Consider the following 11,905-nt stretch of genomic DNA (forward strand, 5'->3'; position numbering starts at 1 on the left):
CCTTGTGCTGAAATGGTATCCAACAGGTTTTTTCAGTCAAGGCGTGCCTGCGCCGCGTCAGTGCACTCTCGCTGAATTCCGGCGATTGGGCAGCGGAGGCAAACCGTCGCTGGCGCCGGCGAGCTCATCTGGACAAGCGCCGATCGCTACCGCTGAAATGCACCTCGTGCAGTCACGGCATTCCGCTGCTGCGGGGCTGCTGCGGGTGAGGAGCGGCTCATCCTTCAGCCAGCGCGCGATCCGGTGGAGCAGGCGTCGGACGCAGCTCTTGAGCGTGGGGTGGGAGAGATGGAGCTGGCCAGGAGACCTGGTTACCCGCACGGCGGGCGGAGCAGGTCGCGCGGCGTAAACGGGGCACGGCGCCTCGGATGCGAAGTCGTGAGCCGCGGGCGTGAGCGTCGTCCCCTCAACGGTTCATCCGCCGCTGCCGCGGTGCTCCTCGGCTGCGCCGGCCCCATTGGCCACGTCGGCGCCGCGAGCGCCGGAGAGCCGACCCCCGGAGAACCGGAGGCCGTCATCCAGACGGGATTGCAGAAGGAGGCATGCGAGGAGATCACAGAGGTGCTCTACGGCTCGCGCCAAACATGCTGGACTGGTCCAGCGTTACCGCTGCGTCGGGCGCGGCGCCGGGGACGCCGCTCGTCGCGAGCTCGAGCTTCACTACGCTCGATGAAGGATGGGCAGGCATCGAGTTTGTCGACCGGATCCGGGTGCTGCTCGCGCCGAACGCGCCCCCCTGCACGGCGCGCCCGCTCGCGAGGAGCGTTCGCGCCGCGTCGAGCGGCCGTGCGGACGGCGATGCCGCGCCAGATCAGCCGGCCTCGTGGTGCTTATTCACGGTTGATGCCAAGGCCGGAGTCTCACCTTGCGACGCGAAATCATAGTGGAATTCAGCGACGCTGTCGTCCGGCGCGATCTCGAAGGCAGAGCTGCCCCACTGCGCTGTCACAATGTGGCAGTCGGCCACGCCCGGCCGGCGCATCACATTGCGAGGGTGGTCAGGCCTTGTCGATCCAAGCGCCTATGGTATTCATCCTGGTTTGTCTTTCAAGGTGCCTGTGCATTGCGTCATCTCAATCCGGACGCCACCTCCCATTTGTTAGGGGAGGTCCCCACGGCGCGCCGAGCTCATCTGTTGGATCTCGGCGCGATCTGCGCCGTCGAAATTTGATCACGAAAACAGCCGTGAAATGTGGCCCTGCATCATCGACGCGCTGCATGTGGATCGACGTCGGGATCGACGCGATGCATATCGCCTGGCGCCGTGAATCGCATCGTGTCGAGGCAAGAGTACGCTGATGCGGTAACGCCCCAGGCGCTTCGTGGCAGAAACGAACTCTGCAGGAGAGGGTTCCGTCAGCCGTGAAAAGATGCACCCGGGGGAGGTGTGGCGTGGCGGCGACGGGTGCTCGGGGCGTGCGACGCGCGAGGCGCTCTCCTCGCGCGACGTGCGGGGCGTAGCCCTCCGCTCGCGCGGCGCGACGTTGCGGCGACACCCCCTGTGCGGCGCGGCGCCGGGCCCGGGGCGCCGCGGCGTCGTGAGATCGGCTCGTCGGTACCCTGCTCTGACAGCGAGAGCGTCGCGTGTCTCGCCACGCAGGGGATATGGGCTCCTCGACGAGATACCGTCGGCGACGACCGCGGCCCGGAGGCGACGGGTCGATACACCGGCGACGATGACGGGTTCGTCCGGAGTCGCCTCCGGTCGTCCGGGATGGCAGGCGGAGCGCACATTGACCTGCATCGTCCGGCAATTGATTGCGCGTCGATCTCCGCCGTGACAACCCAATCGGTGGGATCGCGCCTGGCCCCCGCGACGGGAGGGCAGCGAGACATCGCGTCGTGTCTGCGACGGTGCACGAAGGAGAGGGACATCGTCGCGCAGACGTTCAGGTGATCGCGTGGGACGCCCGCGGCGAAACCGCGCCGGCCTCGCCGGCGCGCGCCGTGGCCGTCGAACGGTTCATTCTCGAGGAGAAGGTTGAAAAGAGGCATGAGCACCCAACAACCATCGTTCAATCGAAGGCAGTTCTTGCAGGGCATGAGTCAGCTCGCCGCGGTCGCGGCCGCGACGCCGGCGCTCGGCGGAGAGGGCGCCTCTAGATGCGCCGCGGGGACCACGCTCGTCCCGGGGAGGCCCGAGGACGTGGGGATGTGCCCCGATCGGCTGGAGGACGTCTTCGCGCGGATCCAGCGCCGGGTGAACGACGGCCTGTTCCCCGGCGCCACGGCGCTCGTCGCCCGGAGCGGCGTCGTCGTGGGGCACCGGGCGTTCGGCAACAAGGCCAGAGGCTCCGACGAGCCGGTCACGCTCGACACGATCTTCGACCTGCAGTCGCTGACCAAGGTGCTCGCGACGGCGGCGTCCGCGATCGCGCTCGCGAGCGCGGGCGTCGTCCAGCTGCACGATCGCGTGGCGCGCCATCTGCCAGAGTTCGCCGCGAACGGAAAGGGGTCGATCACGGTCCACGATATGCTCCGCTACGCGGCGGGGCTGCCGGTGGACAACCAGCTCCTGGACGAGCCGGACAGCGAGAAGGTCTGGCGCTGGATGGCCGAGACGCCGCTCGAATACCCGACGGGCTCGTCGGTGCTCTACAGCGACCTCACGTACCGCCTCCTCGGGCGCATGCTCGAGGCGGCCGCCGGGGAGGACCTCGACACCCTCGCGCGCGCGCGCGTCTGGGGCCCGCTCGGGATGAACGACACGATGTTCAACCCGCCCCCGGCGCTGGCCGAGCGCACCGCGGCCACGGGGTACTCCGAGCACCGCGGGTACCTGGTCCGGGGCGAGGTGCAGGACGAGCAGGACTTCGCGCTGGGCGGCGTCACCGGCTGCGACGGGGTCTTCTCGACCGCGATCGATATCGCCATCTTCTGCCAGATGATCCTGAACGGCGGCGCCTACGGCAGCGCCTATGTCCTGAGGCCCGATCTGGTGCGCCGCATGACGAGCAACAACACGCATGAGGTGACGGAGGCGGCGACCGACACGTCGCCCCTCAACAACCTGCTCTTCACCCCGAAGGGCCTCGGCTGGGAGCTGTGGACGAGGCGCTTCTCCCACGGCGGGACGCGCCTGTCCCGGGGCTCTTACGGCAAGGTGGGCGGCTCCGGCACGTTCATGTGGGTCGATCCGGCGCGCGCGCTCATCGGCGTCTTCCTGACCAACCACGGCCTGCCCCACCCGGTCGACGAGCTCAACTGGAATCGGATGCTCGACAGCGTCGGCTGCGTCGAGTTCTTCGACGGCATCGTCAACGCGCTGCGCGATTGACGCGCGCGGATGGCGCCGCAACGCGCTGCGCGATTGATGCGCGCGCGGAAGGCGCCGCCCGCCGCTCCTGCGGGCCTTCCCGGAGCCTCCGCCGGCCGCGCCGGATCGCGCGTGGCGCGGCGCGCCGAGAGACGTGAGACAGGCACCGTGAACCGCTGCGTCCGGCCGCGGCGGCCGCGCGGCCGCCGCCTTGACACTGCCCGTGCGACGCGGTTACGTAGGCGCGCGGGGCCCGCGTCGATGCCGGAGCGGGAGCGGCGCTTGGCAGATCCACGGTGAGGCCTGGGGGCATGGCGGGGGACGGCACACTCCACGATGTTCTGGTGAGCGCGAACGAGGCGCTCCGGAGGCGGAACGCGCAGCTCCGCCGCCAGCTCGACGAGCTGCGGCACAGGATGTCGCAGCGGGCGCGGCAGGGCGGGGCGGAGCCGGCGGCGCAAGAGCGCCCCGGGAGCGTCGATCACGACGCGTGTCAGCTCCGAGAGGACGCGTTGCTCGGCGCCGTCGAGCTGCTCCGCGCCGTCATGGACGCCGCGCCCATACTGCTCTTCGTCAAGGACACAGAGGGCCGCTACATCCTGGCCAACAAGCATTTTATGCGCTGGGCAGGCCTCGAGTGGGATCAGATAGAGGGGAAGACCGATTATGACCTCTTCCCGAAGTACCTCGCGGAGACCTTCCAGTCCTCCGATCTAGAGCTGCTGAAGACGGGGCAGCCGGCGGAGTGGGAGGAGAGTTATCCGATGCCGGACGGCCAGCTGCACCACTACGTGACCACGAAGTTCCTGGTCAGGGACGAGCAGGGGAATATCCGCGGGGTGTGCGGGATATCGACGGACGTCACCAGCTACAAGCGCGCGGAGGCGGAGAGCGGGCGGCGGTGACACGCGGCCTGTCGGAACGGGGCGTGGCCGCCTCCTCGGGACCAGGGGCAGGCTGGACGACAGGGGGCCGCGATCAGTCGGCGTCCAGCGCGTAGATGAACGTGGTCGTCTTGCGGCCCGTCAGGTTGCGCTCGCCCAGGGCGCGCAAGGGGAAAGCGTCGCCGGCGAGGTCCCGGGTCGCCTCGGAGACCAGGACCTGGTTGGGCGCGGCGATCGCCTCCAGGCGCGAGGCCACGTTCACCACGTCGCCGATCACCGTGTACTCCATCCGCTTGTCCGAGCCGATGTTGCCGACGATCGCCTCTCCCGAGTTCACGCCGATGCCGAGGCGGACCTCGATGTCGTATTTGTCGCGCCACTCCTCGTTCGCGGTCTCGAGGAAGCGCATCATGTCCTCCGCGGCCGCGAGCGCGCGGCGCGCGTGATCCGCCTGCGCGAGCGGGGCGCCCCACACCGCCATCACGCAGTCGCCGATGAACTTGTCGACCGTGCCCCCGTGGCGGAAGACGATCTCGGTCAACATCGAGAAGAGCTCGTTCAGGAGCGCGACCATCCGCTCGGCGTCGCGCGACTCGGCGAGCGGGGTGAAGCCGACCACATCGGCGAAGAGCACCGACACGGGCGCGCGCTTGCCGCCGAGCGCGAGCGGGTGCTCGCCCCGGACGATGGCGTCGACGACGGCCTTGTCCATGAAGCGGCCGAGATCGCCGCGGAGCTTCGCCTCCCGCGCGATCTCGGCCTCGCCCTGCTCGAGGTCGTCGGCCATGCGGCGGAGCGAGGTGGTGAGCTCGCCGATCTCGTCGCGCCGGGCGCCGCCCAGGGCGAGCTCGCGCCAGCGCCGGGCGCCGATGAGCCGCGCCTGCGCGACGAGGTGCAGGATCGGGCGCGTCACGTGCCCGGCCGTGAGGACCGCGAGGGCGAGCGCGAGGACCAGCGCGCCCGCGGCGACCGCGAGGCCGCGGCGCCGCATCTCGTCGAGCGCCGCGAAGGCGACGGGCTCGGGGCGCCAGATCGCGACCGCCCAGCCGAGATCGGGCAGCGTCTCGATGACGCCGATCATGCGGTGGCCGCCCTCGTCGTGCGGGCCGACCACGCTGAGCTTGTCGGTCCACACGGCGCCCGGCGGGAGCTTGCTCCAGAGCGGCAGCGCGGAGACGTCGCTCCCCGGCGCGGCGCCCGGCACGCCGAACGCCGCGATCGCCCGTCGATCGTGATCCGCGATGAGCAAGCGCACCTCGCCGCCGTCGAAGCGGCGCTCGGCGATGGCCGCGAGGTCGCGCGCCAGCGCGTCGAGCTCCACCTGCGCGACGACGTAGCCGGCGGGGCCGCCTGCGGCTGCGGCGCCGCCGGCCGCCTCGGGGGGGCGCACGCGGGCCACGAGCAGCCCGCGGGCCGGCCCGACCACGCCGAAGCCGACGCCGTGCTCGTCGGCGAGCCGGCGCAGCGCGGGCGGCGACGCGGGCACATCCGCGGAGGACGACGCCTTGCGGATCACCGTGCCGATGCCCGCCTCGGGCACCTCCAGCCGCACCGCGTCGATCAGCGCGCGCGTCGCGACCAGGGCGCGCACCGACGCGACCGCGTCCTCGTCCCGGATCGCGCCGCCCGCGGCGTGGCCGAAGATCGCCGCGGCCGCGACCGCGTCGCTCTCGACGTCCCGGACCAGCGCGATCGAGGCCGTGGCGATCTCGGAGAGGATCGCCGCCTGCAGGCTCTCCTCGGACGTCCGCACGGCGCGCCGGTTCACGTCGGCGAGCAGCACGACCGCGACGGCCACGGGCGCGAGCGCGATCGCCGCGAAGAGCGCGATCGCCTTCGTCTTGAGCGAGAGCGGCCTCACGCGAAGGCCTCCGCGCGCGCGTCACTCAAGCGGGCCGTCCTTCCAGCCGGCGGCGCCCTCGTCCGTGCGCCGGCGGATCTGGAACTCCACCCGGCGGTTCCTGGCGCGGCCCTCGGCGGCGCGGTTGTCGGCGATCGGGCGCCGCGCGCCGAAGCCGCGCGCCTCGAGCCGGCGGGCGTCGATGCCGTGCGCGGTCAGCCACGCGACCACGGCGAGCGCGCGGCGCTGCGACAGGCTCAGGTTCGCCCGATCCGTGCCCGAGTTGTCGGTGTGGCCGTCGACGGCGACCCGCGCGATCTCGGGGTGCTCCTGCAGCACGGCCGCGACCTCGGAGAGCAGCTCGAAGCTCTCCGGCTCGATCTCGGCCCTGCCCAGCGCGAACTGGACCTGCTGCAGGATCACGATCTGCGAGCCCTCGATGCGCACCGCGAAGGGGCAGCCGTGCGTCGCGCGATCCTCGCTCGGGCGGCCGCGCTCGTAAGGGCAGGCGTCGGCGGCGTTGGGGACGCCGTCGCCGTCCGTGTCGGCAGGGCAGCCGTTCTTCTCGGCGACCGCGCTGCTCTCGCCCGGCACGTCCGGGCAACGATCGTCGATGTCGTAGATCTTGTCGTCGTCCCGATCCGCGGGACAGCCGCGCCGGCCCCCCGCCGGCGGGCTCGCCTCGCCGACCACGCGGGGACACACGTCCTCCGCGTCGGGGACCGAGTCTCCGTCGAGATCGGCCACGGGGATCACCGGCTTCGACGGGACGCGCCGGCGCTCCTCCAGGGCCGGGGAGAGCCCGGCCGGCGTCGCGGGCGGGGCCGCGCGCGCCGCGGGCACGACGTCCGCGGCGACGCCGATCGCCGCGAAGAAACGCGCCTTCGGGACGCCGGGCAGGCGGCCGAGGCCCGGGCCGGCGCCCGCGTCGAACGTGAGCGGGCCGAGCGACCAGCGCGCGGTCAAGAGCAGCTCGGCCCCGGCGCGGCGCGGGCCGCCGAGCGCCATCGCGTCGTCGACGGCGGCCCAGAGGGAGAGCTCCGAGCCGAGCTGCAGCGGCCCCCGGCGGACGCCGGCCCCGGCGGCGACGAAGACCTCGCTGCCGGTCAGGCTGGCCGCCGAGGCCTCCTGGAAGCGGCCGCCCGCGGTCGCGGACCAGCGGAAGACCGGGTGCTCCGCGCCCACGATCACCCGCGGCGCGTAACGCACCGAGCCCGCCCCGGAGAACGCCGCGTCGTCGCCGGTCGGCACCCAGACGGAGAGCCCGATCGCGGCCGCGGGCCGGAGGCCCTCCTGCGGCACCAGCGAGACCCGCGCGCCCGCCTGGAGATCGCCGAGCGCCGCGCCGGAGGGCGCCTCGAGGCGCAGGCTCCCCACCGAGCCGGACGCGCCGCCCTGATCGAGCACGAACGGCGCGTCGAGGTCGAGCTTGAACCTCCGCATGAGCTCGACGCTCGCGAGCGCGTGCAGCACCACCTGCCGCTCCACCCACGCGACCGAGCCGAGCGAGGGCGATGTCCCGCGCACCGTGAGCGGCTGATGCGAATACGAGAACACAAGTCCGCCCGCCGGCCGCAGCTCGCCCGTCACGCCTGCAGAAGGGACAGACAAGAACACGTCGCCCGCCGGCGCAGGAGCGAGCCTGTCGAGCGGCGTGGCCCGCTGCGCCGCGGCCGGCTTGGAGACCAAGACCGAGGCCGAGGCGACGAGGAGCGGGAGAGCCACGAGGGGCGCGGTGACGCGCGCGCGCGTCGGCCAACAGGCCATCGGTCTGCTCGTATCCCATTGCCTCGTCCCTTGCAACGCCGATCTCGATCCGGTAGCGTGCCGCGGGCGTGCGCGTCGCACCGTCAAATGGCCTGTCCGCCGCGGTCGCGGCGCTCCTCGGCTGCGCCGGTCCCATTGGCTACGTCGGCGCCGCGAGCGCCAGAGAGCCGACGCCCGGATATCCGGAGGCAGTCATCCAGTGGGGCGTGCAGAAGGGGGATACATGCGAGGAGATCGCACAGGTCCTCTACGGCTCGGCCAAACATGCTGGGCTGATCCAGCGTTATAACCGCGTCGGGTGCGGCCCGGGCACGACGCTCGCCGAGGGCCTCACGCTCGTCCTCCCCGCCGAGGTGACGTCGATCCCCGACGCGAAGATCCGGGCGATGCGCCCGGACGTGCGCGCGCGCCCCGCCGGCGGGGCCTGGTCGCCCGCCGCGCCGGGGACGCCGCTCGTCACGAACTCCAGCGTCAACACGCTCGATGAGGGGCGCGCAGATATCGAGTTTGTCGACCGGACCCGGGTGCTGCTCGCGCCGAATACGCTCGTCGTCATCCACGGCACGGCGAGCCGCACCCGCGTGTCGAAGACGCCGCCCGCGGCGGTCGAGCTGGAGGCCGGCGAGGTGAAGGCGGCGCTCGCCGCGCTCCGCGGGCAGACGGTCGACGTCGTGACGAGCGGGGGCGGCCGGGTGAGCGCGGCGTCGCGGGACACGGTGGTGCAGCGGCGCGGCGAGCGCACCACGGTCGCGGTGTTCGACGGCAAGGCGGGCGTCAGCTCGGGCGGCCTGTCGGTCGTCGTCCCGAAGGACCACGGCACCCGGTTCGTCGGCAGGTCGCCGCCCGCGCGCCCGCGGCCGCTGCCGCCGGCGCCGGCGTGGGCGCCCGCGGGGAGCGCGCCGATCGCGCTCGCCCCGGCGGGGCTCGGCGCCCTGTCGGCGTCGTGGGAGCCCGCGTCCGGGGCTTCCGGCTACCGCGTCGAGATCGCGCGCGACCCGGAGTTCAACGACCTCGTCGCCCGCGAGGAGGTGAAGCCGGACGTCGTGTCCTTCCGCGCGGAGAAGATGCCGGCCGGCGCCTACTTCCTCCGCGTCCGGGTCGTCGACCGCGAGGAGTACCTCGGGGTGGGCGCGGTGCGCGGGTTCCACCTCGTCGCGGCGCGCGTCGCCGGCGGCGTCGCCCCGGCGGCGGGGGAGATCGCCGCGAGCCCCTACGGCGTCGTCGAGCTCACGCCGTCGCCCGCGCTCGAGCTGTCGATCGACGGCGGGCCGTTCGGCCCGATCCCGGAGCGCATCGACCTGCTCCAGCGCGCGCCGCGCGAGCTCCGGCTGCGCCCGCGGGGCAACGCCGCGCCCGAGGCGGCGGCGTCGATCCCCGTCCGGTACACGCAGGTGGGCGCCGCGGCGACGGCCTCGCGCGCCGCGGACGGGGAGACGCTCGAGGGGCGGGTCGAGCTCTCCGGGCTGGAGGGCATCGACGTCGCGGGGCGGGTCGCGCCGCGGCTCTTCGCCCACCTGCCGGGCGGCGTGCGCTCCGCCGCGCTCGCGCCGGGCCCGGACGGCGCGCTGACCGCGCGGATCCCGCTGCCCCGGGAGGCGACGCTGCCCGGCCCGCCGCTGCGCGTGCGGCTCGACGTCGTCGACGGCCGCGGCGGCGTGCTCGGCACGAGCCACGCCGACCTCCCCGCGGTCGCGGCGGCGGCGCGGGCGGCCCCGCCGGCGCCGCCGCCCGCGCCGGTGCTGGGCGCGTACCTGCCGCTCCTGCCGATGTCCGGGGTGGCCGACGTGCTCTGGCTCGGGCCGACGCCGCCCTCCGTCGCCGCCGCGGGCGCCGTGGCGGCGCGCTCCGGCGGCGGCTGGGTCGCCGCGGGGCAGGTGCGCGCGAGCGGCGCGGTCGGGCGGCTCGGGCTCGACGTCGCGCTCCGCTCGAACCCGGCCGGCGACGGCGAGGCGGTGGGCAGCGCCGGCTGGCTCGGCGCGCGCTTCCGCGCCGTGCGGCTCGGGCTGTCGGCGCTGGAGCTCGGCCCCACGCTCCGCGTGGGCGTGCCCATGGCCGAGGAGGGCCCGCCCGTGCGCGTGGAGCCCGGGATCGCCCTCGGCGGCGCCGCGGGCCGGCTCACGTGGGTGGTCGACGCGGGCGCCCGGATCCGGGCGTCGCGCCGCGGCGACGGCGACGGCGACGCCGCCGGCCCGGCCGCGGCGCCGCCGGTGCAGGGCTTCCTGGTGGCGGGCGCGGCGGGCGACGCGGCGCCGTGGCTCCGGCTGCACGGCGCGCTGGACCTGCACCTCGTCCACCGGGACGGCGGGGCGAACGACGTGCTCGGCGCGGTGTCGGCGGGCGCGGAGGCGGGCGGCGCGCTGTTCGGGGCGCTGTCGCTGCGGGTGAGCCCGTGGCGCGAGCCAGGTGAGGGCGCGGCGATGGCGCAGATCGCGGTGGGGCTCCGCGAGGCGTGGCCGTGAGCGGCGGCGACGGCCCGCGTCGGCCGCCGGACGGGGGCGGGCAGGGGCAGGGGGACCGCACGGTGCAGCGGGAGCCGCGCGCGCCGGGGGCGGCAGAGCGCGGCGCGTCCTACCGGCCGCCGGCGTGGGCGGCGGAGCCGGCGCCGGGGGCGGCGGGGCGCGGCGCGTCCTACCGGCCGCCGGGGCCGCCCGAGAGCGCGCCGCCGGCCTCGGAGGGGCCGCCCGCAGAGGCCTTCGCGGTCGCGGAGACGATCCCCTCGATCGTGCCGGGGCCGGCCGCGTCGCGGCGGGTCGGCGCGGGGCGGGTGCTCGGCGGCAAGTACAACCTCGTCCGGCTGCTCGGCGAGGGCGGGATGGGGGCGGTCTACGAGGCGGAGCACGTGCTGCTCGGCGTCCCGGTCGCGGTGAAGACGATGCACCCGCACCTCGCGGCGAGCGCGGACAGCCGGCGCCGGTTCCTCCGCGAGGCGCGCGCCGCGTCGCGGCTCGTGCACCGGAACGTGGTCAAGGTGCTCGATCTCGGGGGCGACGAGGACGAGGACGACGGGGTGATCTACCTCGTGATGGAGCTGCTCAAGGGCCAGTCGCTCGGCGCGTGGCTCCGGGCGTCGCGCGAGCTCCCCGGCCTCGAGGAGGTCGCGTCGATCTTCGCGGACATCCTCGACGGCGTGGGCGCCGCGCACGCGTCGGGCATCGTGCACCGCGACCTCAAGCCGGAGAACGTGCTGGTCGTGGAGCAGGACGGCGAGCGCGTCGCGAAGGTCGTCGACTTCGGCCTGGCGCACCTCGACGACCCGCTCGACGCGGGGCCGACGCTCACGTCGAAGGACATGGTCGCGGGCACGCCGGAGTACATGAGCCCGGAGCAGTGCCGCTCGCTCGCGGTGGGCCCGAGCGCGGATCTCTACGCGTGCGGCTGCATTCTTACAGCGCTGCTCCAGGGCAGGCCGCCGTTCACGGGGCTGCCCCCGATCGAGCTGATGGCCATGCACATGTTCTCGATCCCGCCGCCGCTCGCCCGGCCGCCCGGGGCCCCGCCGGTGCCGCCGCTCCTGGAGCGGCTCCGGCTGGACCTCCTCGCCAAGCTGCCGCAGAAGCGCCCGGAGAGCGCCGCGGCGGCGCGGTCGCGGCTCGCCGAGGCGATGTCGCGGGAGGCGGAGTCGCGCCGGCTGCCGACGCGAAAAGGCGACGCGCCGCTCGGCGAGCGGATCGAGCGCGCGCCGCGCTGGCCGGAGGGCGAGACGTCGCAGCTCGCGCCCGCCGCGGAGCACACGGTCGCGTTGCTCCGGCTCGCCCCGGCGGGCGAGGGGCTCAGCGAGGCGTGCGAGATCGGGCTCGACGCGCAGGGGATCCACCTCGCCGAGGTGCCCGACGCCGCCGCGCTCGCCGAGTCGGGGCTCGGCATGGCGGTGGTCGACGCCGGGCCGGACGTCGACGCCGCGTGCGCGCTGCTCGCCGCGCTGGCGCGCGCGGCGCCCGGGGTGCGCGCCGTGGTGTGCGCGGCCGGGCTCTCCTCCGATCGGATGAACGCGCTCGTCGAGGCGGGGGCCGCGGACGTCGTGCGTTATCCGGTGGCGCCGGACGTGCTGTCGCGCAAGATCGCGCGCGTCGTGCGCAGGGGGCGATGATCTGCGTGGGCGGCCTCCCTCGCTGAGGGCCTTGTGTCGTCGCGGGACCAGGGGCTCGAGGGAGCGCGGCG

Annotated in this window: 6 protein-coding genes; 4 read left to right on the plus strand and 2 right to left on the minus strand. The window is 74.3% G+C overall.

What is annotated here, in order from left to right; all coding sequences use genetic code 11:
• Positions 1-2,152 precede the first annotated feature (2,152 nt).
• A complete protein-coding gene (locus tag WMF43_RS09820; protein WP_437679228.1) occupies positions 2,153-3,277 on the plus strand; it encodes a serine hydrolase domain-containing protein in 1,125 nt (374 codons plus the stop codon).
• A gap of 323 nt (positions 3,278-3,600) precedes the next feature.
• Positions 3,601-4,161, plus strand: a complete 561-nt coding sequence (locus WMF43_RS09825) for a PAS domain-containing protein (protein ID WP_437679229.1) — start codon at positions 3,601-3,603, stop codon at positions 4,159-4,161.
• A 73-nt stretch (positions 4,162-4,234) separates the two neighbouring features.
• Here the strand turns inward: WMF43_RS09825 and WMF43_RS09830 are convergent, their stop codons facing one another.
• Positions 4,235-6,001: an adenylate/guanylate cyclase domain-containing protein gene (locus WMF43_RS09830; RefSeq protein WP_437679230.1), complete on the minus strand. Its 1,767-nt coding sequence runs from the start codon at positions 5,999-6,001 to the stop codon at positions 4,235-4,237.
• Positions 6,002-6,022: 21 nt separating this feature from the next.
• Positions 6,023-7,747 carry an OmpA family protein gene (locus WMF43_RS09835; RefSeq protein ID WP_437679231.1) on the minus strand — a complete coding sequence of 575 codons (1,725 nt, stop codon included), beginning with the start codon at positions 7,745-7,747 and terminating at the stop codon, positions 6,023-6,025.
• A gap of 68 nt (positions 7,748-7,815) precedes the next feature.
• Between WMF43_RS09835 and WMF43_RS09840 the strand changes: the two genes are divergently transcribed.
• Both WMF43_RS09840 and WMF43_RS09845 read left to right on the plus strand, forming a co-directional pair.
• Positions 7,816-10,206 (plus strand): FecR domain-containing protein, encoded by a 2,391-nt coding sequence (locus WMF43_RS09840; RefSeq protein WP_437679232.1) that lies wholly within the window; start codon positions 7,816-7,818, stop codon positions 10,204-10,206.
• A complete protein-coding gene (locus WMF43_RS09845; protein WP_437679233.1) occupies positions 10,203-11,834 on the plus strand; it encodes a serine/threonine-protein kinase in 1,632 nt (543 codons plus the stop codon). Before WMF43_RS09840 ends, WMF43_RS09845 begins: the two co-directional genes overlap by 4 nt.
• The last annotated feature ends 71 nt before the right edge of the window (positions 11,835-11,905 follow it).

Origin of the sequence: Sorangium sp. So ce131, from assembly GCF_051519095.1 — a bacterium.
Classification (GTDB): Bacteria; Myxococcota_A; Polyangia; order Polyangiales; family Polyangiaceae; genus Sorangium.

Coding starts and splice junctions, on each gene's coding strand:
- WMF43_RS09820 (WP_437679228.1), top strand. CDS start 2,153: ATGTGCCCCGATCGGCTGGAGGACGTCTTCGCGCGGATCCAGCGCCGG.
- WMF43_RS09835 (WP_437679231.1), bottom strand. CDS start 7,747: ATGGCCTGTTGGCCGACGCGCGCGCGCGTCACCGCGCCCCTCGTGGCT.